The sequence below is a fragment of the Martinezella miluonensis genome (assembly GCF_900094545.1).
Lineage (GTDB): Bacteria > Pseudomonadota > Alphaproteobacteria > Rhizobiales > Rhizobiaceae > Rhizobium > Rhizobium miluonense.
This window is the reverse complement of sequence record NZ_FMAH01000026.1, coordinates 67977-90286: the sequence shown is the minus strand read 5'-3', so window position 1 is coordinate 90286 and position 22310 is coordinate 67977. Positions and strand designations below refer to the sequence as shown.

The following is a 22310-nucleotide window of genomic DNA, read 5'->3' as shown; positions in this document are numbered from 1 at the left end:
GATCAACCTTTGACCGCACCGAATGTCAGACCCGACACCAGATGCTTCTGAATGATGAAAGTGAGAGCGAACGCCGGAATGATCATCACGACTGCCAGTGCGCACATGCCGCGCCAATCGATGGTGAACTCGGCCGTATAGTCGAGCAAGCCGACGGGCAGCGTCTTGGAATCGACAGAGCGCGTCAGCTGCGAGGCCAAGGCATATTCATTCCAGCAGGTGAGGAAGGCGAAGATGCCAGCGGACGCGATGCCGGGGCCGGCAAGCGGAAATTCCACTTGCCAGAAGGCCTGCCAGCGCGTGCAGCCGTCGATCTGCGCGGCTTCGGCGAGATCCTTCGGCACCTGCCGGAAGAAGCCGTCGATCAGCCAGATCGTGAAGGGCACGTTGAGCGCGACATAGGTGAGGATCAAGCCGAAATGCGTGTCGATAATCCCGAGCCGCGCATAGACCATGAAAAGCGGCAGCGACAGTGCGACACCAGGCACGGAGCGCGTCAGCATCAGCCCGAGGAACACCGCCGACTTGCCGCGGAAACGGAAGCGGGCAAAGGCATAGCCGCCGGACATACCGATCACCAATGCGATCGCTGTCGAAGTGATGGAAATGATCAGCGAGTTGCGGAAATAATCCCAGACGGGAATACCGCCCTGCCCCACACCACCGAACATGGAGCGATAGGCTTCGAGCGACAGCTCCTGCGGGATCCAGACCGCGGGCTTCGCCATGATTTCCACGGTCGGGCGCAGCGAGCTGATGATGATCCAGAAGCCGGGCAGGCAGATGACGAGCATCGCGAGGAAAAGGCCGATGAGATAGGCGATGTTCCAGAGGCGGCGCTGCAGGCGTTGTTGAGCGTTGCGATCCATGATTACCACTCGGCTCCGATCTGGGTGCGGGCAAGCGCCAGCTTACGGAAGAAATAGACTGTGAAGGCGATCGACAGAAAGATCGAGACATAGGCCATGGCGTTGGCGAGACCCATCTGCGCATCGGCATAGGCGGTGCGCCCGACCAGCGTCCAGATCAGCTCCGTGCGCCGCGCCGGCCCGCCATCCGTCATGATCTTGACGATGTCGTAGGCGCGCGCGACGTCGAGCGAACGGATTGTCATGGCGATGAAGGCAAACGGCATCAGGAACGGCCAGGTGACATAACGGAAGGTCTGCCAGCTGGTGCAGCCGTCGACCTTGGCAGCCTCCACCGGCTCCTGCGGCATGGCGAGCAGCCCGGCGAGGATGAGGATCGCGAAGACCGATGTCGACGACCAGACTTCTGCGATAACGATGGACAGCAGCGCCAGATTGCCGTCGATCAGCCAGGGTATGGCGTCATTGGTAATGCCCAGCGACTGCAGCGCATTGTTGATGATGCCGACGTTGTCGTTGAACATGAATTTGAACTGGAAGCCGACGAGTACCGGCGAGAACATCATCGGAAACATCATCAGCGTGCGCAGGATGCGCTTGCCGTGCGTCGCCTTGTTGACCAGGAGAGCCAATCCGAGGCCGAGCAGCATTTCCAGATTGAGCGCGATGGTCAGCAGCACCACGGTACGGACGAACGCCGCCAGAAACACCGGATCCGTCAGAATGCGGGTGTAGTTGCGCAGACCGATGAAGGTGAAGAGCGTGGCCGGCTTTGTCAGGCGAAACGGCGTGAAGCTGGAATAGAACGAGAGAAGCAGCGGAAACAGCACCACGGCCACAAGGACGACGATCGCCGGGAGAAGAAGCAGGACCGGTGGAGATATCTTTTTGAACATGGTTTGCACCTGTCGGCATTCCTCGGCAGCGTGGCCCGGACTGCGTGGAATGGATTGCTTGGGACGAGATCCGGCACGAAACCGGCAGCGCCGATCAGCCCCTCGCGGCACCGGTCGAAAGCCATTCTCGAAGTCAGATTGCGGGAGTCCCGCGCTCTCGAAAGCGCGGGACTTCGATTGCATCGCTTAGAGCGCGCCGGCGTCCTTCAGGACATCGGTTGCCTTCTGGGCAGCGGCATCGAGCGCCTGCTTGGAGCTCTTGTCGCCGAGAATGGCGGCCTGAAGCTCGGGATAGACAACGTTCGAAATCTCGATCCATTGCGGCGTGCGCGGAACCGGGAAGGCATATTTCATGGCTTCCTGGAAAGTGCTCAGCACTTCCTTCTTGTAAGGGTCGGAGGCAGCCTTCTGGATATCCCATTCCCAAACCGTCTTGCGGGTCGGCAGCGTGCCGTTGGCAGCTTCGAGCTTCTGCGAATCGTCGTTGGTCAGGAACCAGACGAGCGAGGCGGCAGCATCCTTGTGAGCGCAGGATTCGGTGACCGAGAAGCCATGATGGCCGGACCAGCCGGTATGTTTGCCGGACGAACCGGCTGGCTGCACGACGACACCGACATTGCCTGCAACCTTGGAGGACTTCGGATCGTTGAAGTAGGTCGCCCAGCCCGGCCAGTCGAGATCGAGCGCAACGGAACCGGAAGCGAAGCCGGCGCCAAGGTCGTCCCACAGATAGTTGGTCGTACCGGCAGGAACGGCCTTGGCCTTGTACATGTTGACGAACCAGTCGAGCGCACGCACGCCAGCTTCGGAGTTGAAGGCAGGCTTGCCGTCCTTGCCAAGATATTCGCCGCCTTCAGCGACCAGCATTTCATAGAAACGGCCGTTGATGGCCTCTTCCTTGCCGGGGAACTGCGTGCCGAAGAAGTTCGGCGGATTGGCGAAGAACGTCGCCTGGTCGGAGACTTCCTTCCAGGTCTTCGGCGGCGCAAGATCGTAGCCGTACTTGTCCTTGAAGGCCTTCTTCTTGGCGTCGTCCTTGTAGAGGCTCTTCTGATAGTAGAGCGCCGAGACGTCGAACTGGGCGCGCGGCAGCATGACCAGGCGGCCGTCGATGGTGGATGCCTGGATGGTCGAATCGACGAACTGGCCGATTTCTTCCTTCGGCAGCAGCTTGCCGAGGTCGGTATAAAGGTCAGGGTACTGAGGTGCGAAGGACGAGTGGTTCGAGCCGACGCACCAGGAAATGCTGCCCGAGGCCATGTCGGACTTGATTTCCTTGTCGAGCTCGAAGTGGTTCTTCTTGGACAGGATGTTGACCTTGGCGCCCGTCGCCTTCTCCCACTCGGTGATGCGCGCGTAGAGCGGCTCATATTGCTGGCCGCCGATGAGCTTGGCGTCGATCGTCACGCCCGGAAATTTGCCCGGCAGATCGGCAGCGAAGACCGAGGTGCCTGCAAGCAATGCCATCATGCCGGCAGCAAGACCGGCCCTCCAATTCCTCATCGAAATTCCTCCCATTAACATCGGACCCCTTGTCCGACTGCCCTCTCGACCCAAATATGGATCAATGATTTATAAGTAAACATCTTATTCATTGGCCGTCAAGCCGAGATCGCGCGCTTGTAAAATGCATTCATTTATATATGAATGATGATTCATGTTTCTTCGCATGGGGGACTTGCTGATGAGTGTAGAAGACGACAGTGATCGCTATCGCGCGCCGGCCCTAGACAAGGGGCTCGACATATTGGAGCTGCTCGCAACCATAGACGGCGGCCTGACGCAGGCGGAAATTGCCAAGGCGCTCAACAAGAGCCCCAATGAATTCTATCGTATGCTCGATCGCCTGGTGCGGCGCGGCTATGTGCAGAGACAGGACGGCGACCGCTTCTATCTGACGCTGAAGCTGTTCGGCCTTGCGCATTATCATGCGCCGGTGCGCCGCCTCGTCTCCTTCGCAACGCCGCTGATGCGCGAATTCTCCAACCGCGCCGAGCAGGCCTGTCATCTGGCGATCTACGACCGCGGCTCGGTCGTCGTCATCGCCCAGCAGGATTCGCCGACCTATTGGGGCATTTCCATCCGCGTCGGCGCACAGATCAATCTCTACAATACCGGCTCCGGCCATATTCTCCTGGCATTCCGGGATGAAAAGCAGCGCCAGATGATGATCAACGAGCAAAGGCGCCAGGAGCAGGATCCCGAGGAACCGCCCGCCGATCTCGAGGAGAAGCTGCTGGCGATCCGCGACAAGGGCTTCGAAACCATGAGCAGCCTGCAGACGAGCGGCGTGCACAACATTTCAGCGCCCGTTCTGGCGATGGATGGCAATGCGCTTGCCGCCCTCACCTGCCCCTATATCGAGCCCGTGAATCCGAAGGCTCCGACGCGCGAGCAGGTTGTCGAATACGTGCGGGAAGCGGCAAAGCAGATCTCCGAAACCGTGGCCGGTACCATGGACAAGGCTGAGCTATAATTTTTATTTGAATAAATTATTCTTCTGTGAGTATATGTTGGGCAAGCAGGTATGGGAGGAACGCCATGCTTTTCGACAGCCATCTGCACATCGTCGACCGGAAACGCCTCGCTTATCCCTGGCTGGCTGAGGCCGGTGCGCTCAATCGCGACAGCCTTTACGAAGACTACGCGCGGGAAGCCAAGCGCCTAGGAATTACCGATACGCTTCACATGGAAGTCGATGTCGCCGAAGACGATATCGAGCGGGAAACAGATTACGTCAAAGGCCTGAGCCGCGAGCCGGGCAGCCTGCTGCGCGGCGCCGTTGCCGCCTGCCGTCCCGAAAGCACGAACTTCCCCACCTATCTCGAACGCGTACTCGCCGACCCCTTCGTCAAGGGCTTCCGTCGCGTTCTGCATGTCGTGCCGGACGATGTCTCCGAGGGTGCGCTCTTCCGCGAAAACCTGAAGCGGCTTGGCAACACGCGGCTCACCTTCGATCTTTGCGTGCTGCCGCATCAGATATCCAAAGCGATCGTGCTCATCGACCTCAATCCCAATGTCCGCTTTATCCTCGATCATTGCGGCGTACCAGCAGTGAAGGATGGGCTTATCGAAAGCTGGTCGGCAGGTATCGCCGAAGTCTCGAAACGACCGAATGTCACCGTGAAGATCTCCGGCGTTGTCGCCTATGCCGATCCCGACAGCTGGTCGCCGGAAACGCTGCGTCCCTTCGTCGAACATTGCATCGCAAGCTTCGGCTGGGATCGCGTCATCTGGGGTAGCGATTGGCCCGTCTGCACGCTCGGCGGCAATCTCTCCACATGGATCGCCGCCACCCATGCTCTCATGCAAGGCGTAAGCGCCGACGAACGCAACCGGCTCTATCACCTCAATGCCAAGCGCCTCTGGTCTCTCTGAGACCGGCGGTTTTCCATCGAAAGACAATGCCATGACCGCCACCGTCGGCGTATCCAGCACCCATCCGAAAACCATGCCGGCCGATCACGCCGAAATCCCTGTCTGGAATTCGGAAAACTGGTTCTATGAGGATTTCGAAGTCGGCCACAAGATCCGCTCGCTGCGCCGCACGATCTCCGAGGGCGAGTCCCAGCAGTTCAACGCGCTGGTGCTCGACATGCACCCTTACGTCAGCGACCAGATCTTCGCCGAAACCGAAGGGCTGTTCGGCAAACGGCTCGTGGCCGGCGCCTTCGTCTTTTCCGCCGGCCTCGGGCTCGTCGCCACGAATTGCGTCAACGCCTTTTCCTATGGCTACGACAAGCTGCGCTTCATCAAGCCCACCTTCATTGGCGACACCATCTACACCATCCGCACCAATCTGGATAAGCAGCCGAAATATGCCGAACTCGGCCTGATCCGCTCCTCCTACGAGGTGTTCAAGGGCGAAGGCGAACTGGTGCTCTATTGCGAGCATATCCAGACCGTGCGCTACAAGAATGGCCGGCCGGCAGACGCACCGCCGCTGAAAGTTTGAGATGAATACGAAAAACGAAGAGGGTCTGCTCTCCGGCATCACCGTGCTGGATATGAGCCAGTTTCTGGCAGGCCCGATGGCTGCCCTGCGGCTCGGCGATCTCGGGGCACGCGTCATCAAGATCGAGCGGCCCGATGGCGGCGATCTCTGCCGCCGGCTCTATCTCAGCGACACCGAGATCGGCGGCGATTCCACGCTGTTTCACGCCATCAACCGCGGCAAGGAGAGCTTTGCCGTCAACATGAAGGATGAGGCCGATCTGCAGGAATTGCGGACGCTGATCGCCAAGGCCGACGTCATCATCCAGAATTTCCGCCCCGGCGTCATCGAAAGGCTAGGCCTCGATTACGCCTCCGTTACCGCAATCAATCCGCGCATCGTCTATGGCAGCATCACCGGATACGGCCCCGACAATGAATGGCGCCACTTTCCCGGGCAGGATCTGCTGGCGCAGGCCCGCTCCGGCGCCATGTGGCTGAACGGCGAGGCCAATGACGGCCCTGTACCCTTCGGGCTCGCCGTCGCCGATATGCTGGCCGGCAACCTCCTCGTTCAAGCCATTCTCGCGGGGCTGGTGCGACGCGGGGTAACCGGGCACGGCGTGCATGTGGAGACGAGCCTGCTGGAAGCGCTGGTCGATTTCCAGTTCGAGGTGCTGACCACGCACCTGAACGATGGCGGCCGCCTGCCCAAGAAATCCACCGTGCGAAACGCCCACGCCTATCTCGCAGCGCCTTATGGCGTCTATCGCTGCGCCGATGGCTGGCTGGCGCTGGCGATGATGCCGCTGGCAAAGCTAGCGCCGCTGCTCGATCTGCCGGCCCTAGCCGATTACACGCCAGATGATGCCTTCCAGCGCCGGGACGAGATCAAGAGCCTGCTCGCCGGCCGACTGCACGAGAAGACGGTTCGGGAATGGCTCGCCCTGTTGGAGCCCGCCGACATTTGGGCGGCGGAAGTGCTGGATTGGCCGAAACTGCTGCAAAGCGCCGCCTTCCGCCAGCTGGACATGCTGCAAACCGTCACGCGCGAGGATGGCGTGTCGGTGCGAACGACGGCAAGCCCGATCCGGGTCAATGGTGTCAGACATAAGGATGGATTAGCTGCACCGACGATTGGTAGCCAGTCTGAGAAGATTAGGGCGGAGTTCCTTCGGTAGGATCTTCCTATCCGTTTGCCGCACCGATCTTACCCCCCTCTGTCACTATCGTGACATCTCCCCCACAAGGGGGGAGATTGGTAACCTGTAGCGCTGCCATTGCAAAACAATGGGCATCGTATTGGCTGAGCTATTATACCTTGCCTTGCGGACTGAATGATGCGCCCCAACGATCTCCGCCCTTGTGGGGGAGATCTCCCGAAGGGACAGAGGGGGTATCACAGGCGCGGCACGCTCGAAGTCCCGATCTATCGTCGAAACACAAGAGGGGCGCCGCATTCCTGCGACACCCCTCTTAACGAACCACTCTCCAAAAAGAGAAGCAAGATCACCTTAGGCCGCAGCGAGCTGCAGTTCCTTGCTGACCATGGCGCGCAGCGTGCCGAGATCCTTGGCGAAGGCGCGGATACCTTCGGAGAGCTTCTCGGTTGCCATTGCGTCTTCGTTCATCATCCAGCGGAAGGTCTTTTCGTCGACGGCAATCTTGCCGGCGGAGCCCTTGTTCTCCGGCGAGAGCTTGCGCTCCAGCTTGCCTTCGTCCTTGGAAAGATCGTCGAGCAGGTTCGGGCTGATCGTCAGGCGATCGCAGCCGGCCAGCGCTTCGATTTCGCCGGTGTTGCGGAAGGAGGCGCCCATGACAATCGTCTTGATGTCGTTGGACTTGTAGTAGTGATAGATGTCGCGCACCGAGACGACACCCGGATCTTCCTCAGCCGTGTAGTCCTTGCCGGTCGACTTCTTGTACCAGTCGAGGATACGGCCGACGAAAGGCGAGATCAGGAATACCTTGGCATCGGCGCAGGCAATCGCCTGGGCCTTGCTGAAGAGCAGCGTCAGATTGCAGTCGATGCCTTCCTTCTGCAGCACTTCGGCCGCACGGATGCCTTCCCAGGTGGAAGCAAGCTTGATCAGGATGCGGTCACGCTCGATGCCGCGCTCCTTGTAGGCCGCGATGATGGCACGCGCCTTGGCGAGCGACGCTTCGGTATTGAAGGACAGGTCGGCGTCGACTTCCGTCGAGACACGGCCGGGAACAAGGGCGGAGAGTGCTGCACCCACAGAGATCGCCAGACGGTCGCCAACAGCAGCAGCGGTAGCTTCCGGCGTGCCGCCCTGTTTCTTGCCCCAGGCCACAGCTTCCTTGATCGCATCGGCAAACATCGGGGTGCCGAGCGCCTTCAGCACGATGGTCGGGTTAGTGGTGCAATCCACCGGCTTCAGGCGAGCGACTGCCTCGATATCGCCGGTATCGGCCACGACCGTCGTCATGGCGCGGAGTTGATCAAGCTTGGAAGTCATAACAGGTATCCTTGTTGAATGAAGCCCATTTGGATGGGAGGTATCGGGCAGCAGATCCGGTCTTTTCGTCGGGCGGACTCGAAGGCGTCAGGGGAGTGCAGCCTTCCTTCTCCTATGTTTCGGTAACGGGATAAAAAGCGCGAAAGTTCCATTTCCGGTGAGCGGCCGAGCGATCAGGAGACAACCTTCCGCAAACAAGCTTTTCACCGGCACCGGGCGCCCTATATGGCTCCCCGTCCGGCCTGGCACTTGCTCGCAGCAGCACTCGCACATTGTCCTCCTCGACTGGACAAGACCGAATTCCTCACCGCCGACTATCAGCAATCTCGCACCGAAAAGTCAAGGACATTTGTGCAATTCGATTGACATAAGTTTCACGTCATAGAATATCGGCAGCAGAAGAGCCGATCCCGCCTGCTCCTGTCATCCGCCATCACCCCATTTCGTTTTCCGGGGTGATCATGACCCTAAAAGGCGCATGCGACAATCATTTCGGAGGACCTGTGGCCAAACTGAGACGCGGAACCCATACCGCCTATTCGGAGACCTCGTCCCTGAGACTTCGCGCCGCATGGCTCTATTACAACCAGGGCCTGACGCAGAAGGACGTTGCCGAACAGCTGGGCATTAGCCGCACCACCGTCATCCGCCTGCTTGATGAGGCCATGCGCCGCGCCGAAGTGCAGATCTGGATCACCGAAGGTATCGACGATTGCGTCGAGCTGGCGATCAAGCTCGAGCGCACCTACGGCCTCGACGAGGCGATCGTCGTCCCCGAGCCGGCCGGCGGCAATGTCAACGCCCAGGCAAAAAGCGTCGGCCTGGCGCTCGGCCAGTTCCTGACGGAAGCCATTCCAGACAATTCCACCATCGGCGTCGGCTGGGGCCGGACGATGACGGCCTCGCTTGCGAGCTTCCGCCCGACTCGCCGCGACAATTGCAAGGTGGTCTCCCTGCTCGGCGGCATCGTCGCCGTCCATCAGACCAACCCGATAGACTATACATGGCGCCTGGCGAGCCAACTCGGCGCGGAGTGCTACATGTTCCTGGCGCCGCTTCTGGTCGACTCCGTCGAGACCAAGCGCAATCTCATCGAAAAATGCGGCCTCGAAGCGATCTACCGGCTGGCGGAAAACCTCGATCTTGCGATTGTCAGCTGCGGCGATATCGGTCCGCAATCGACCTCGCTGTCTGAGGGCTTCATCTCGAAGCGCGAGCTGGAAGAGCTGATCGAAGCAGGCTGCGTCTGCGACACCATGTTCAACTTCCTCGACGCCGAGGGCAATTCCGTCGATCACCCCATCAACAAGCGCGTGATGTCCGTCGATCTCGATACGCTGAAGAAAGCCAAGCATATCGTCATTTCCTCCGGCGGCGCCCATCGCGCCCAGGCGATCAGCGCCACCATCAAGCGCATCGGCTGCAATACTTTGATTACGGATGAAAGCGCGGCGAAGGCGCTGCTGCAGATGGCTATGGCGAAGGCTGCTTGAGGGCAGCCTCGCCATTGGCTCCGAATTTGGTGACAGTGCACACCCCCCTCTGTCACTTCGTGACATCTCCGCCACAAGGAGGGAGATCTTTGGGAGTTTGCGGTTGCCCCTACCAAATGCTCAACAATGGTAATTTCAGCAGACGCAATGTTTGCTTTGAAGCGAGAGGCTGCCGCGAATTACCAATCTCCCCCCTTGTGGGGGAGATGTCGCGATAGCGACAGAGGGGGGTGGCGCAGGCACGGCAAACTCGGGGCTTCCGAAGGCACACACACCCTCACGCATCCCCTGATTCCCATCCCAGCATCGCCCGCTTGCGCGTCAAGCCCCAGTGATAACCGGTGAGCTGGCCGTTCTTGCCAAGTGCACGATGGCAGGGCACGACGAAGGAGATCGGGTTGCGGCCGACAGCCGCGCCGACGGCGCGCATCGCCGTCGGCTGGCCGATATCCTTGGCGATGTCGGAATAGGTCACGGCACGACCCATCGGGATCTTCAAGAGGCTTTCCCATACGCGAAGCTGAAAATCCGAGCCGATCAGCACCACCCGCAACGGCTGGTCGCTCGACCAGTTCGAACGCTCGAAGATGCGCGCCGCATAGGGAGCGGTTGCATGCGGATCCTCGATGAATTGCGCATTCGGCCAGCGGCAGGTCATGTCTGCCAGGCAGGCCTTTTCATTGCCGGAGTCGCTAAAGGCAAGGCCGGCAAGACCGCGATCGGTGACCATGATCAAGGCAAGGCCGAAGGGGGAGATGTGAAACGCGTAGCGCATCACCAGACCGCTGCCCCTGGCCTTCCACTCGCCCGGAGACATCGCCTCGTGCGTCACGAAAAGATCGTGCAGCCGGCTCGGACCGGAAAGGCCGACTTCGAAAGACGTCTCCAGCAGAGGCAGATCCTCTTTGCGCAGAAGCCGCTTGGCATGGTCGAGCGTGACGGCCTGAAGGAACGCCTTGGGCGACAACCCGGCCCAGCGCGTAAACGTCTTCTGCAATTGGGTCGGTGATTGGCCGAGCCGGTCTGCAAGCATCTCCAGCGACGGCTGGTCGCGATATTCCTCGGTGATGAGCTCAATGACCTCCCGAACGGTCTCGTAGTCCTGACCTTCAGGGGTGATGTCTTTCTTCAACTGTGCAATCGCATTCATGATCTTTCTCCTTGGAAAGGAGAAAACCACGGCAAGAGGGCTAAAACCACCCGATTCTTGCGCAAGTGGCCTCTCTGCGAAAATGTGATCGGCCTGCCTCGCTCTGCCTGCTCATATCCTCTGCGTGACGGTCGCCAACGCGCGTTTGAAGGCCTTGGCAAAGCTCTCGCGATCTTCGGGGTTGAGGAAGGAGCCGACATCGGTGTCGTGGCTTCTGTCGCGGACATGCATCGACATGACCCCGATCTCGCTGTGGCGACGAACCAGGAAACGCGTCCAGAACGGATTGAAATCGTGCTCCACCATCCGCCCTGTTGGCGAGAACTTGCGGATGGAGACGTTGGTGCGCGACACCGTCACCTCTTCGCGCACGCGCCCGGAGCGATAATTCAGCCAGAAGGCGCCATAGAGCAGGAGAAAGTCGGCACCAAAGAAAATGCCGATCGGCCAGGCGCCGCACGCGACGAAGAAGATGCCGTAGAAGAAGCAGGAGATGCCGGCCAAGGCCAGCATGACCTTGAACCCCTTTCGTCCAAGCGAGCGATGGGGAAACAATTCGGCGGCAAAAACCGGCCTGTTGCCGTCTGCTGCCGTATCGGCGTTGCGTTCCGTCATAGGACTTGAGTATAGGTCGTTCATGGCAAATCCCAAGATCAAATCCAGCGCCCAAACCGTGAAAAAGTCAAATGCGACTGCAGGCCGCAAGCCGGCCGCAAAAAGCCTCTATTCCAAGGCAGACTTGGAAGAGATCTTCCGGCGCTTCTCCATCCAGCGGCCGGAACCGAAGGGCGAACTCGAGCACGTCAACCCTTTCACGCTCGTCGTTGCCGTCGCGCTTTCGGCGCAGGCGACCGATGCCGGCGTCAACAAAGCGACGCGCGCCCTCTTCGCCGTCGCCGACACGCCGCAGAAGATGCTGGATCTCGGCGAGGAACGCATTCGCGAATACATCAAGACGATCGGCCTTTACCGCAACAAGGCAAAGAACGTCGTGGCGCTATCGGAAAAGCTGATCACGGATTTCGGCGGCGAGGTGCCGCGGACGCGTGAAGAGCTGGTGACCCTGCCGGGCGTCGGGCGCAAGACCGCGAATGTCGTGCTCTCCATGGCCTTCGGCCAGGCAACGATGGCTGTCGATACGCACATCTTCCGCATTGCCAACCGGCTGCTGCTGGCCCCTGGCAAGACGCCGGACGAGGTCGAACAGCGACTGATGAAGATCATCCCCGACGAATATCTCTACCATGCGCATCACTGGCTGATCCTGCACGGACGCTACTGCTGCAAGGCACGCAAGCCGGAATGCGAACGCTGCGTCATTGCCGACCTCTGCCGCTCGCCGGAAAAGACCTGGGATATCCCGGCACCGCTGGTCGAACTGCCGGCGCAAGTCATCGGCTCGGAAGCCGCAAGCTAAGAACGCCGGACCCGCACACTCGCCTCCTTGTGTGAAATCAGCTTGTACAGATGCACCATCATCCCGGCCGCAAACAGCGGCGTCAGCAGATTGAGCAATGGGATGGCCAGAAAGGCCGCGATCACCAGACCGGCGAGGAACACCGTGAAAGCGTGTTTGACACGAAACTCCCGCGCCTCGTCCGGCGAGCGGAAACGCATGGCAGCGAATTCGAAGAATTCCCGGCCGAGCAGATAACCGTTCACCAGGAAAAAAGCGACGAGATTGACGCCCGGAATGAACAGCAGCAGCAGCGCCACGATATTGCCGACGATGACGACACCAAGAAACCGCACCGAGCTTTTCATCGCCGAGGCGATCGGCATCGCCGTTCCGGGCGAATCGGAAGGATAATCGCGCTTTTCTACAACTTCAGCGACATCATCGAGAAAGAGGCCGGCGAGCAGCGCTGTGACCGGCGAGATCAGCAGCGCCATGGCCAATGCTAATGCGATGCCAGCGAAAATGGCAAGGAAGAGCGTGAGCCAGCCCGTCCAGTCCGCGGTGGACGGCAGGAAGCCTTGCAGCCACGGCAGGACAAAGGAGTTGAAGGCGCCGCGCAAGGCAAACCAAAGCACGGCGAGCGCGACCAACGTCAGGCCGAGAACCTTCCAGAAAACCCTGCGGGTCTCCGGCGCAAAGAGATTTTCGAAGGCAAGGCGGGCAGCAAGGAGAATCATTCGGTCGGGCCTCGTGGCGGATAATCCGACACCTAGGAAACGATCGCACCAATATCAATATCCCGCCGAATTGGTGAGTATGCTCAATTAAAAAAATGTATCGTTGTAATAAAGTTTAGGATAATATGTTTTCGATGCCTTGTTCCTAACAACAACCAAAACAACAAGGGCGGCCTTGCGAGATTTGCACAACCGATTGTTCCATCAATTGGTGCACTCAAGCATCAAAAGGACCGTCAATGGGGCGCATAATTTGGAAGACCTCGGCCAAAAACTTAGAGAATATATCAAGGTTGGTACGCCAGCTGAGCGACGTATTGCAAAGTATTTCTCAGAACATCTGAATGAATTACCGTTCGAAACCGCCTCTTCCGTGGCCGACAGGCTGGAGTTGAGTCCTATGACGGTGGGACGATTCTTGCGGTCCCTCGGCTATCACGGTCTGGATGGTATCCGGGTGCATCTGAAGGAGAATGTGGTTCCGGCTACGGTACAATTGCCGAATGTTCTCGAGCAGCTTCAGAAGGATGCCGGCGAGAGCCGCCCTTTGGCAGCCCAAGTCGTCGAACAGGTCGAGATATTGCAGCATATCTACAACCTCGCCGGCCAGCCGCAGTGGCATGATGCGGTTTCGACAATCCTGTCGTCCAGCAGTGTTTTCGTCACGTCCCATCCCGGCCTCGCAGGGCTCGGTCGTCATTTCTGCGACCGGCTGACGTTTGCCCGCGATCGCGTTCTCTTCCTCGACGGCGCCAACGGCAGCTATATCGAAATGCTGGGCGCGCACTCCGAAGACAGTCTGCTCATCATCATCGATTCACCGCGCTTCGTCGCCTCGCGGTTGCTGGCCCGATCTGCCCGCCGTGCCGGACACAAAGTTCTGCTCGCAACCGGCCAATTTACGGAATGGGCGCATGAATTTGCCAACGTCACGCTGTCGTTGCCGCCTCTGCGAGCCAATAGCCGCGAGAGCCTCTCGGGCATGATGGCGCTGCTGGAACTGATCGCCGTAGCCGCCACCCAGGCCGCGGGCGAAGCGGCGGGAAACAGAACGCGCCGGATTGAAGAGCTGCAAGGCATGTTCGCCCCCGCGCCGCTAAGATAAGCAGTAGCAAAGGCAAATCCACCTATTCCATGGCGTCCAATTCCGCCCGATGGCGATACATGGCAAGGAAGCGGCGATAATCACGATCGTAAAGCGCCTGCCTGCGAGTATCCGGCAAGCGCTCGTGACCACCGGGATACATGGCAGCACCCGCCGCACCCAGGCTTTCATGGAGACCGCAAGAGACGGAGGCGGCGATTGCCGTGCCGAGAAGCACCGTCTCATTCATCTTCGGGGTCACGACCTTGCAGCCGGTCACATCGGAATAAAGCTCCATCAGCACAGAATTCTTCACATGGCCACCGGCGACGTGCAGCGTATCGGGCACATAACCGTAGTCCCGCATCCGTTCCAGTATGTGGCGGATACCGAGCGCAATACCGACGCTGGTGCGCCAGTAAAGCCGGCAGAGGCCGTCGAAGGACGCGTCCAGCGTCATGCCGCTGATGACGCCCAATGCATGCGGATCTGCAAGCGGCGACCGATTGCCGTGAAAATCGGGCAGCACATGGATGCGCCCTCCGAGAGAGTCGCCTTCGGCTAGCCGCAACTCGGCGATCCGCCGAACGATGCGGTCATGCAATGCCGCCGACGGAGGGCCGCCGGCCGCATGCATGCTGACGATATGGTCGAGCAGCGCACCGGTTGCCGACTGCCCCGCTTCGGCCAGCCACATGCCCGGGAAGACCGCCTCGTAATAGGGACCCCACATGCCTGTGCTGCGCTTGCGTTCGCGCGCGAAGGAAACGACGCAGCTCGAGGTTCCGGCAATCAACGCCAGCTGATGCTCCAATGTCGCGGCATCGCCGGCATGGGCGGCGAGTGCACCAAGTGCGCCGGCGTAGGCGTCGATCATGCCGGCGCCGACATGGCAGGCGCGGTCGAGCCCCAGCGCCTCGGCGGCCTCGGCCGTCAGTGTGCCGATGCTCTTGCCGACGGCGACGCTCTCCTCGGGCAGGCCGCCGCGCTCGCGCAGATCGCCAAGGCCGATCACATTGAGAAAATCGGCCTGCCAGCCCGGATCGCGATGGGCGAGATAATTCCATTTCGCCACCAGCGTCGAACGCGAGCGCGCAAGCGAACCCGTGGCCTTCCAGGTCATGAAATCGGCAAGATCGAAGAAATAGCCGGCCTCAGCCCAGCTTTCCGGCAGGTTCTCCTTCAGCCACATCAGCTTCGGCATTTCCATTTCCGGCGACATAAACTCGCCGGAATATTCGAGAACCGCATGCTTGGTCGCAGTGCAGTAATCCGCCTCGGCCAGCGCCCGATGATCGAGCCAGACGATGGTGTCGAACCTCTTGTCGCCACCGGTGGAAATGGTGAGCTGCCCTCCGTCGCGATCACGCACCACCAGTGAACAGGTTGCATCGAAGCCGATCGCGCCTATGACGGATGCATCGACGCCGGATGCCTTCACGGCTGCGCGAACGGCGGCGCAGACGGCAGCCCATATGTCTTCGGAATCATGCTCGGCGTGGTTCTCACGCGGGCGATTCATCAGGATCGGATGTTCGCTTTTTCCCAGCAGTAAGCCGCTCGCCGTGAAGACACCGGCGCGTGCGCTGCCTGTGCCGATATCGACCGCAACCACGTGATCACGCATGCAAAAGAGGTCCCGACCACTTATCTCTTGTTGCGGACAAGTTGTATCAATTCCGGCATCGCGTCAAACACGACTTCCGGTGAAAGCTGCTCCAGCTCTGCCCGGTAACTCGGCGAATGCGCATGCGAACCGCCGGTGAAGGCAAAGACCGTCATGCCGGCCGCGCGCGCCGCCGTGATCCCCGCCGGGCTGTCTTCCACGACGATGCAATCCTTTGGCGGCACGCCCATTTTTTCGGCCGCATAAAGAAATAGATCCGGCGCCGGCTTGCCGCGCTTGACCATGCTGGCGCTGAAAATGTTCGGCTCCAGCTTGTCCAGAAGACCGGTCACGCCGAGCGAGAGCCGGATGCGCTCCAGCTGGCTCGACGAGGCAACACAGCGCGGCAGCGAAAGCGCATCCAGCGTCGCAGCAATGCCGTCAGTCGGCTTCAATTCATGCTTGAATCGTTCGTAAAGATTATTGCGAATGCGATCCAGGAACGCCTGATCGATGAAGACATCGAACTCCGTTTGCATCGTATCGACGAGCGTCGCCAAGCTCTTGCCGAGGAAGCGGCTGTAGACATCCTCTTCGCTCATCTCTACGCCGATATCGCGCATCGCCTCGATGAGCACGCCGACCGACAGCGGCTCGCTGTCTACAAGCACACCATCGCAATCGAAGATTACGAGCCCTGTTCCCGCACCCGTCATCACAGATCCAACCTGAATTCTGTTGTTGTCCCGCCTACCCGATTTACCGGGGCAGCAATGGAAAACGGCCGGAACAGGAAAAATCCGGCCGTTTGAAAGTTATTCCGCGAGTTTGTTGTCCAAGTATAGCTGCAGCGTGGCGCGGGTACCCTTTTCCCACAGCGTTTTCAGTGCATGCGCGAAGCGCTTGCGGAAGAGATCGGATTTGGCGACATCGCCGAAAATGTCGTCGAACACCAGGAAGGCTGCCGGATCGCTCTTCGCCTTGAGGGCTGCTTCATGCAGCCGGTCAGCACTGGCATCGTTGAAGACGATGTCCTTGCCGCTGTCGCTCTTGCCGGCGAAGTAGCGGCACCAGAGCGCCGAGACGAGCGCAAGACCGACAATATCCTCGCCGCGGCGGAGGCGATCGGCCGTGGATGGCAGTATGAACTTCGGCTGACGGTTCGAGCCGTCCTGCGCGAGACGCGGAATGGTATCGGCGATCTTCGGATTGGAGAAACGCCGCTCGATCAGCTTGAAATAGTCAGCAAGCACCGTGTTCGGCACAGGCGGGATGACGGGGATGATCTCATCGTTTTCGAGCTTGGCAAGGAAGGCGCGGATCAGCGGCTCTTCCATGGCTTCATGCACGAAATGGATATCCATCAGCGCTGCCGGATAGGCGATCGCCGCATGACCGCCGTTGAGGATGCGGATCTTCATATGCTCATAGGGCGTCACATCGGGCACGAAGGTCACACCGACCTTTTCGAGCGCAGGACGGCCGGCAGGGAAATTGTCTTCCAGCACCCATTGCTTGAACTCTTCGCAATAGACGGGCCAATTGTCCTCGATGTCGAAGGCTTCTTTTAACAGGTCGATCTCGCGCGTACCGGTCGCCGGCGTGATGCGGTCGACCATGCCGTTCGGAAAGGCGACGTTCGCCGCGATCCAGTCGGCAAACGTCGGGTCGGAGAGCCGCGCCGTGCCGACGACGGCCGCTTTGGTAACTCCGCCATTATGGGGAATGTTGTCGCAGGACATGACGGTGAAGGGCTGCAGGCCGGCGGCACGCCGCACCTTGAGGCCGGCCACGATCAGACCGAACACGGTCTTCGGCGCATCGGGGTCCTGCCCGTCGGCGACGATTGCCGGATGAGCGGGATTGAACTTGCCCGAGGCGTCGATGAAGTAGCCGCCCTCGGTGATCGTCATCGAGACGATACGGATCGTCGGGTCGGCGAGCTTGGCGATGATAACCTTGGCATCGCCGACCGGCAGAATATCGATCATGGGCGCGGTGACGCGCGCAGCCGTGCGATTATTGTCCTGCTCGACCACGGTCGTCAGAAAGTCCTGAGCGGCCAGCTTCTCCCGCATGGCCGCATCGGAAGGCAGGACGCCTGCGCCGATGATCGCCCAATCATGAGCCGCGCCGGCATTGAAAAGATCGTCGAGATAAACAGCCTGATGGGCGCGATGGAAATTGCCGACACCGAAATGCACGATGCCCGCCGAAAGCGACTTCGGATCGTAGGCAGGAATAGCCGCCTTTGCAGCCGCCTGCTGGAGAGTTGCGAGCGATAATTTGCACGTCATGTCTCTGGTCCTTCTGAAAGGTCTCTGGCTCAGGGCGGCTTGGGAAGACCGCGCCGGCTGGTATGCTTGCCCGTCCGCGGAGATCGATGAATGCGAACCGGAAGAAATGCGTTGGCCGTGCGCATTGATCGCGCACGGCCTTGGTTTTGGCTCAGATCGACAGGCCCCCGGCGTTGAACCGATGAATATGCGCCTTGTCCGGCGTCAGGTAGACGATGTCGCCGGCCCGGGCCGGGAAATCGCCCGAGCCGCGCGCCGTCACCGTGCCGATCCCGTCGACGTCGATGTGCAGGAAGGTGTCGGAGCCAAGATGCTCGGCAACCAGCACCTTGCCCTGCCAGTCGCCGGAGGTGGTCGACAGCAGCACATGCTCCGGGCGTACGCCGATGGTGTCGCCGCCGAGGCTCTGGGCATAGGCGCCCTTGACGAAATTCATCTTCGGCGAGCCGATGAAACCGGCGACGAAGAGATTGCGAGGGCTGCGATAGAGTTCCAGCGGCGAACCCACCTGCTCGATATTGCCGCGGTTGAGCACGACGATCTTGTCGGCCATGGTCATGGCCTCGACCTGATCGTGCGTCACATAGATCATCGTCGTCTTCAGCTGCTGATGCAGCTCGCTGATTTCGAGGCGCATGTTGACACGCAGTGCCGCGTCCAGGTTCGACAAGGGCTCGTCGAAGAGGAAGGCTGCCGGTTGGCGCACGATGGCGCGGCCGATGGCAACGCGCTGACGCTGCCCGCCGGAAAGCTGGCGCGGCTTGCGCTCCAGATAGTCCGTGAGATTCAGGACGCGCGCGGCATCCGCGACCTTCTTGTCGATTTCCGCCTGCGGCATGTTCGCCATCTTCAGCGGAAAGGCGATGTTCTTGCGCACGCTCATATGCGGATAGAGCGCGTAGGACTGGAACACCATGGCAAGGCCGCGGTCGGACGGCTTCAGATTGGTGCCGTCCTTTCCGTCGATCATGATCTGCCCGCCGGAGACGTCTTCGAGGCCGGCGATCAGGCGCAGCAGCGTGGACTTGCCACAACCGGACGGGCCGACGAACACGACGAACTCACCATTATCGATCTCGAGGTCGATGGAAGGGATGACCTTGGCTTCGCCGAAGACCTTGGAAACCTTCTTAAGAACAATGCTACCCATGCTTGTCTTCCTTACTTAACCGCGCCGAAGGTGAGGCCGCGAACGAGTTGTTTCTGGCTGAACCAGCCGAGGATCAGGATCGGAGCGATCGCCATGGTCGATGCCGCCGAAAGCTTGGCATAGAACAGGCCTTCCGGGCTGGAGTACGAGGCGATGAAGGTGCTCAATGGTGCGGCGTCGACCGCCGACAGATTGAGCGTCCAGAAGGCCTCGTTCCAGGCGAGGATGATGTTGAGCAGCATCGTCGAGGCAAGGCCGGGGATCGCCATCGGCGTCAGGACGTAGATGATCTCCTTTGCCAGCGTCGCGCCATCCATGCGGGCCGCTTCGAGGATCTCGCCGGGGATTTCCTTGAAGTAGGTATAGAGCATCCAGACGATGATCGGCAGGTTGATAAGCATCAGGACGACGACCATGCCGGCGCGGCTGGCGAACTGGTTGTTCAAGAGGCCGAAGCCCTGGAACAGCAGGTAGATCGGGATGAAGGCGCCGACCGGCGGCATCATCTTGGTGGACAGCATCCACATCAAGACATCCTTGGTCCGCTTGGTCGGCGAGAATGCCATGGCCCACGCGGCCGGAACGGCGACGAGCAAGCCGAGGATTGTGGAACCGAAGGCGATGATGACCGAGTTGCCGAAGTGGAGGAAGTAATCCGAGCGCGACTGCACCTCGAAATAGTTCTGCAGCGTCCAGTGGAAGAAAAGGAACTGCGGCGGCGAGGCGATGGCGTCACCCTCCGTCTTGAAGCTCGTCAGGATCGTCCACAGGATCGGGAAGAAGATGAGGAGCGCCACGACCCAGGCGACCACCGATATGAAAATCTTGCGCTGTGTGGTGATTTTGCGTGCCATCTCAAGCCTCCAGATTCTTGCCGACTGCGCGCATCAGGAAGATCGCGACGATATTGGCGAGGATGACGGCGATGATGCCGCCTGCCGATGCGCCGCCGACATCCTGCGACAGAACGATCTGCGAATAGACGAGATAAGTCAGGTTCGTCGTCGCCGTACCCGGACCGCCATTGGTGGTGACAAGGATCTCGGCGAAGGCAGACAGCAGGAAGATCGTCTCGATCAGAATCACGACCGTGATGGCGCGGGCCAGATGCGGCAGGGTGATGTAGATGAACTTCGAGATCGGACCGGCGCCGTCCATTTCGGCGGCTTCCTTTTGCTCTTCGTCCAGTGACTGCATGGCCGTCAGCAGGATGAGTGTGGCGAAGGGCAGCCATTGCCAGGCGACGATGATGATGACAGACAGCAGCGGAACCGTCTCCAGCCAGGTCAGCGGATCAAGCCCGAACAATCGGAAGAGATGCGCCAGGAGCCCGTTCACCGGGTTCATGAACATGTGCTTCCAGATGAGTGCGGCGACCGTCGGCATCACGAAGAAGGGCGCAAGCACCAGCATGCGCACGATGCCCTGGCCGAAGATCGGCTGATCGAGAAGGAGCGCCAGCGCAATACCGCCGACCACGGTGATCACCAATGCGCCGCCAACAAGCAGCAGCGTCACGATCAGCGAACTCAGGAAGGCCGGATCGGTGACGAAATATTCGTAGTTGAGCCAACCGAGGAAATCATGCGCGCCGGGCGACAGCAGATTGTAGTTCAGCGTCGAGAAATAGATCGTCATCACGAGCGGGACGATCATCCACGCAAAGAGGAGCAGAATCGAAGGCGCCATCATGACGCGCGCGGTGGAACGGGTGTGCAACGTTGCCATGGCAAGTACCGACCTATCTTTGAGCAGGAAGAGGTGGCCGTGGACCGGCTGAAACGAAAAGGGCCGCCAAGGGCAGTTCGGCGCTCGGCGGCCTAGGGGAAAGCAATGCTCGAGAGGAGGCACTGCTTTCCTTAGCTTCAACGGCCCCTTACTTCGGGTAGCCGGCCTTCTTCATTTCGCGTTCCGTCAGCTGCTGCGCAGCCTTCAGAGCCTGGTCGACAGAGATCTGACCGGCAAGGGCGGCCGAGAACTGCTGGCCTACAGCCGTGCCGATACCCTGGAACTCAGGGATAGCGACGAACTGGACGCCGACATAGGGAACCGGCTTCACGGTCGGATGGGTCGGATCGGCAGAGTTGATCGAGTCGAGCGTCATCTTCGCGAAAGCCGCTGCCTTCTGGTAGTCCGCGCTCGCGTAGAGCGACGTACGGGTGCCGGGAGGTGCGTTCAGCCAGCCTTCCTTCTGGGCGACCAGGTTGGTGTATTCCTTGCTGGTTGCCCAGGAGATGAACTTCTCTGCAGCTTCGGTCTTCTTCGACGAAGCCGGGATGGCGAGGTTCCATGCCCAGAGCCAGTTACCGCGCTTGCCCAGACCCTTGTCCGGAGCCAGAGCAAAGCCGACTTTATCGGCGACCTTGGATTCCTTCGGATCGGAGACGAAGGAAGCGGCAACCGTTGCGTCGATCCACATTCCGCACTTGCCGGACTGGAACAGAGCCAGGTTTTCATTGAAGCCGTTGGAAGAAGCACCCGGAGGGCCAGCGTCCTTCATCAGCTTGACGTAGAAGTCGAGCGTCGCCTTCCATTCCGGCTGGTCGAACTGTGCCTTCCACTTCTCGTCGAACCAGCGGGCGCCGAAGGAATTCGACATCGCCGTCAGGAACGCCATGTTCTCGCCCCAGCCTGCCTTGCCGCGAAGGCAGATGCCGTAGACTTCATGATCCTTGTCGGTGATCTTGCGGGCGGCATCGGCAACGAAGTCCCAGGTCGGCGCGTCCGGCATCTTCAGGCCGGCCTTTTCGAACAGGTCCTTGCGGTACATCACCATCGAGCTTTCGCCGTAGAACGGTGCTGCATAGAGCTTGCCGTCGGTGGTCAGACCGCTGCGAATGGCCGGGAGAAGGTCATTCACGTCATAGTCCTTGTCGGCGGAAAGCTTGTCGAGCGAGGCAAGCCAGCCAAGCTTGCTCCAGATCGGCACTTCGTAGGTGCCGATGGTAAGTACGTCGTACTGGCCTGCCTTGGTAGCGATGTCGGTCGTAACCTTCTGGCGCAATACGTTTTCTTCAAGCGTGACCCACTGCAGGTCGATGCCGGGGTTCTTGGCTTTGAAATCATCCGTAAGCTTCTGCATACGGACCATGTCACCGTTGTTGACTGTCGCAATCGTGAGGGTTTCGGCGGACGCCAAGCCGGCAAACATCAGCGCCGAGCAGGCGCTCAGCAGTAAAGTTTTCAATTTCATATCTTCCTCCCAGAAGACTAAAA

21 protein-coding genes are annotated in these 22310 nt (G+C 59.9%); 7 read left to right on the top strand and 14 right to left on the bottom strand.

The window, feature by feature from the left end; genetic code table 11:
• Positions 1-2 precede the first annotated feature (2 nt).
• The 3 genes from GA0061102_RS20205 to GA0061102_RS20195 all read right to left on the bottom strand — a co-directional run bounded on the left by GA0061102_RS20205 (position 3) and on the right by GA0061102_RS20195 (position 3235).
• Positions 3-869 (bottom strand): carbohydrate ABC transporter permease, encoded by an 867-nt coding sequence (locus tag GA0061102_RS20205; RefSeq protein ID WP_092852543.1) that lies wholly within the window; start codon positions 867-869, stop codon positions 3-5.
• A 2-nt stretch (positions 870-871) separates the two neighbouring features.
• Complete coding sequence (locus GA0061102_RS20200; RefSeq protein ID WP_092852541.1) at positions 872-1765, bottom strand: carbohydrate ABC transporter permease; 894 nt, start codon at positions 1763-1765, stop codon at positions 872-874.
• A gap of 186 nt (positions 1766-1951) precedes the next feature.
• Entirely contained in the window at positions 1952-3235 is a 1284-nt protein-coding gene (locus GA0061102_RS20195) for a type 2 periplasmic-binding domain-containing protein (RefSeq protein WP_425348549.1), read from the bottom strand.
• A 214-nt stretch (positions 3236-3449) separates the two neighbouring features.
• On the opposite strand from GA0061102_RS20195, the gene GA0061102_RS20190 reads away from it, so the two are divergent.
• The 4 genes from GA0061102_RS20190 to GA0061102_RS20175 all read left to right on the top strand — a co-directional run bounded on the left by GA0061102_RS20190 (position 3450) and on the right by GA0061102_RS20175 (position 6879).
• Positions 3450-4241 (top strand): IclR family transcriptional regulator, encoded by a 792-nt coding sequence (locus GA0061102_RS20190; RefSeq protein ID WP_092852571.1) that lies wholly within the window; start codon positions 3450-3452, stop codon positions 4239-4241.
• 65 nt (positions 4242-4306) lie between these two features.
• Positions 4307-5143 carry an amidohydrolase family protein gene (locus tag GA0061102_RS20185; protein WP_092852538.1) on the top strand — a complete coding sequence of 279 codons (837 nt, stop codon included), beginning with the start codon at positions 4307-4309 and terminating at the stop codon, positions 5141-5143.
• 31 nt (positions 5144-5174) lie between these two features.
• Complete coding sequence (locus GA0061102_RS20180; protein WP_092852536.1) at positions 5175-5720, top strand: MaoC family dehydratase; 546 nt, start codon at positions 5175-5177, stop codon at positions 5718-5720.
• 1 nt (position 5721) lies between these two features.
• Positions 5722-6879: a CaiB/BaiF CoA transferase family protein gene (locus tag GA0061102_RS20175; protein ID WP_092852534.1), complete on the top strand. Its 1158-nt coding sequence runs from the start codon at positions 5722-5724 to the stop codon at positions 6877-6879.
• 333 nt (positions 6880-7212) lie between these two features.
• Here GA0061102_RS20175 and tal read toward each other — a convergent pair whose 3' ends face one another.
• Complete coding sequence (gene tal, locus GA0061102_RS20170) at positions 7213-8178, bottom strand: transaldolase (protein WP_092852532.1); 966 nt, start codon at positions 8176-8178, stop codon at positions 7213-7215.
• A 503-nt stretch (positions 8179-8681) separates the two neighbouring features.
• On the opposite strand from tal, the gene GA0061102_RS20165 reads away from it, so the two are divergent.
• Complete coding sequence (locus GA0061102_RS20165; protein ID WP_092852530.1) at positions 8682-9671, top strand: sugar-binding transcriptional regulator; 990 nt, start codon at positions 8682-8684, stop codon at positions 9669-9671.
• A gap of 277 nt (positions 9672-9948) precedes the next feature.
• Here GA0061102_RS20165 and GA0061102_RS20160 read toward each other — a convergent pair whose 3' ends face one another.
• Complete coding sequence (locus tag GA0061102_RS20160; RefSeq protein ID WP_092852528.1) at positions 9949-10821, bottom strand: methylated-DNA--[protein]-cysteine S-methyltransferase; 873 nt, start codon at positions 10819-10821, stop codon at positions 9949-9951.
• A 111-nt stretch (positions 10822-10932) separates the two neighbouring features.
• Positions 10933-11436, bottom strand: a complete 504-nt coding sequence (locus tag GA0061102_RS20155) for a DUF2244 domain-containing protein (RefSeq protein ID WP_167668027.1) — start codon at positions 11434-11436, stop codon at positions 10933-10935.
• A 22-nt stretch (positions 11437-11458) separates the two neighbouring features.
• Between GA0061102_RS20155 and nth the strand changes: the two genes are divergently transcribed.
• Entirely contained in the window at positions 11459-12238 is a 780-nt protein-coding gene (gene nth / locus GA0061102_RS20150) for an endonuclease III (protein ID WP_208858671.1), read from the top strand.
• On the opposite strand, the gene GA0061102_RS20145 is transcribed toward nth, so the two are convergent.
• The gene (locus tag GA0061102_RS20145) at positions 12235-12957 is read right to left on the bottom strand and encodes a sulfate transporter family protein (RefSeq protein ID WP_092852524.1); all 723 of its coding nucleotides are present in this window, start codon (positions 12955-12957) and stop codon (positions 12235-12237) included. The two genes, nth and GA0061102_RS20145, sit on opposite strands and share 4 nt — an antisense overlap.
• 253 nt (positions 12958-13210) lie before the next feature.
• Here GA0061102_RS20145 and GA0061102_RS20140 point away from each other — a divergent pair, with 253 nt between their 5' ends.
• Positions 13211-14062 (top strand): MurR/RpiR family transcriptional regulator, encoded by an 852-nt coding sequence (locus tag GA0061102_RS20140; protein WP_092852522.1) that lies wholly within the window; start codon positions 13211-13213, stop codon positions 14060-14062.
• 22 nt (positions 14063-14084) lie between these two features.
• Here the strand turns inward: GA0061102_RS20140 and GA0061102_RS20135 are convergent, their stop codons facing one another.
• The 7 genes from GA0061102_RS20135 to GA0061102_RS20105 all read right to left on the bottom strand — a co-directional run bounded on the left by GA0061102_RS20135 (position 14085) and on the right by GA0061102_RS20105 (position 22287).
• On the bottom strand, positions 14085-15668 hold the full coding sequence (locus tag GA0061102_RS20135; protein WP_092852520.1) for an FGGY-family carbohydrate kinase: 1584 nt from the start codon (positions 15666-15668) through the stop codon (positions 14085-14087).
• 20 nt (positions 15669-15688) lie between these two features.
• Positions 15689-16363 carry an HAD family hydrolase gene (locus GA0061102_RS20130; protein WP_092852518.1) on the bottom strand — a complete coding sequence of 225 codons (675 nt, stop codon included), beginning with the start codon at positions 16361-16363 and terminating at the stop codon, positions 15689-15691.
• A gap of 99 nt (positions 16364-16462) precedes the next feature.
• Positions 16463-17944: a mannitol dehydrogenase family protein gene (locus tag GA0061102_RS20125; RefSeq protein WP_092852517.1), complete on the bottom strand. Its 1482-nt coding sequence runs from the start codon at positions 17942-17944 to the stop codon at positions 16463-16465.
• Positions 17945-18095: 151 nt separating this feature from the next.
• Positions 18096-19094 (bottom strand): ABC transporter ATP-binding protein, encoded by a 999-nt coding sequence (locus GA0061102_RS20120; protein ID WP_092852515.1) that lies wholly within the window; start codon positions 19092-19094, stop codon positions 18096-18098.
• A gap of 11 nt (positions 19095-19105) precedes the next feature.
• Positions 19106-19948 carry a carbohydrate ABC transporter permease gene (locus GA0061102_RS20115; RefSeq protein WP_092852513.1) on the bottom strand — a complete coding sequence of 281 codons (843 nt, stop codon included), beginning with the start codon at positions 19946-19948 and terminating at the stop codon, positions 19106-19108.
• 1 nt (position 19949) lies between these two features.
• Positions 19950-20822 carry a carbohydrate ABC transporter permease gene (locus tag GA0061102_RS20110; protein WP_092852511.1) on the bottom strand — a complete coding sequence of 291 codons (873 nt, stop codon included), beginning with the start codon at positions 20820-20822 and terminating at the stop codon, positions 19950-19952.
• Positions 20823-20970: 148 nt separating this feature from the next.
• A complete protein-coding gene (locus GA0061102_RS20105; RefSeq protein ID WP_092852509.1) occupies positions 20971-22287 on the bottom strand; it encodes an ABC transporter substrate-binding protein in 1317 nt (438 codons plus the stop codon).
• Positions 22288-22310: the final 23 nt, after the last annotated feature.

What these genes read in the sequence shown, in the direction of transcription:
- GA0061102_RS20110 (WP_092852511.1), bottom strand. Translation starts at nt 20,822, where the DNA reads ATGGCAACGTTGCACACCCGTTCCACCGCGCGCGTCATGATGGCGCCT.
- GA0061102_RS20130 (WP_092852518.1), bottom strand. Translation starts at nt 16,363, where the DNA reads ATGACGGGTGCGGGAACAGGGCTCGTAATCTTCGATTGCGATGGTGTG.
- GA0061102_RS20185 (WP_092852538.1), top strand. Translation starts at nt 4,307, where the DNA reads ATGCTTTTCGACAGCCATCTGCACATCGTCGACCGGAAACGCCTCGCT.
- GA0061102_RS20190 (WP_092852571.1), top strand. Translation starts at nt 3,450, where the DNA reads ATGAGTGTAGAAGACGACAGTGATCGCTATCGCGCGCCGGCCCTAGAC.
- GA0061102_RS20155 (WP_167668027.1), bottom strand. Translation starts at nt 11,436, where the DNA reads ATGACGGAACGCAACGCCGATACGGCAGCAGACGGCAACAGGCCGGTT.
- tal (WP_092852532.1), bottom strand. Translation starts at nt 8,178, where the DNA reads ATGACTTCCAAGCTTGATCAACTCCGCGCCATGACGACGGTCGTGGCC.
- GA0061102_RS20160 (WP_092852528.1), bottom strand. Translation starts at nt 10,821, where the DNA reads ATGAATGCGATTGCACAGTTGAAGAAAGACATCACCCCTGAAGGTCAG.
- GA0061102_RS20105 (WP_092852509.1), bottom strand. Translation starts at nt 22,287, where the DNA reads ATGAAATTGAAAACTTTACTGCTGAGCGCCTGCTCGGCGCTGATGTTT.
- GA0061102_RS20180 (WP_092852536.1), top strand. Translation starts at nt 5,175, where the DNA reads ATGACCGCCACCGTCGGCGTATCCAGCACCCATCCGAAAACCATGCCG.
- GA0061102_RS20115 (WP_092852513.1), bottom strand. Translation starts at nt 19,948, where the DNA reads ATGGCACGCAAAATCACCACACAGCGCAAGATTTTCATATCGGTGGTC.
- GA0061102_RS20205 (WP_092852543.1), bottom strand. Translation starts at nt 869, where the DNA reads ATGGATCGCAACGCTCAACAACGCCTGCAGCGCCGCCTCTGGAACATC.
- GA0061102_RS20125 (WP_092852517.1), bottom strand. Translation starts at nt 17,944, where the DNA reads ATGACGTGCAAATTATCGCTCGCAACTCTCCAGCAGGCGGCTGCAAAG.
- GA0061102_RS20120 (WP_092852515.1), bottom strand. Translation starts at nt 19,094, where the DNA reads ATGGGTAGCATTGTTCTTAAGAAGGTTTCCAAGGTCTTCGGCGAAGCC.
- GA0061102_RS20135 (WP_092852520.1), bottom strand. Translation starts at nt 15,668, where the DNA reads ATGCGTGATCACGTGGTTGCGGTCGATATCGGCACAGGCAGCGCACGC.
- GA0061102_RS20195 (WP_425348549.1), bottom strand. Translation starts at nt 3,235, where the DNA reads ATGATGGCATTGCTTGCAGGCACCTCGGTCTTCGCTGCCGATCTGCCG.
- GA0061102_RS20145 (WP_092852524.1), bottom strand. Translation starts at nt 12,957, where the DNA reads ATGATTCTCCTTGCTGCCCGCCTTGCCTTCGAAAATCTCTTTGCGCCG.
- GA0061102_RS20200 (WP_092852541.1), bottom strand. Translation starts at nt 1,765, where the DNA reads ATGTTCAAAAAGATATCTCCACCGGTCCTGCTTCTTCTCCCGGCGATC.
- GA0061102_RS20175 (WP_092852534.1), top strand. Translation starts at nt 5,722, where the DNA reads ATGAATACGAAAAACGAAGAGGGTCTGCTCTCCGGCATCACCGTGCTG.
- nth (WP_208858671.1), top strand. Translation starts at nt 11,459, where the DNA reads ATGGCAAATCCCAAGATCAAATCCAGCGCCCAAACCGTGAAAAAGTCA.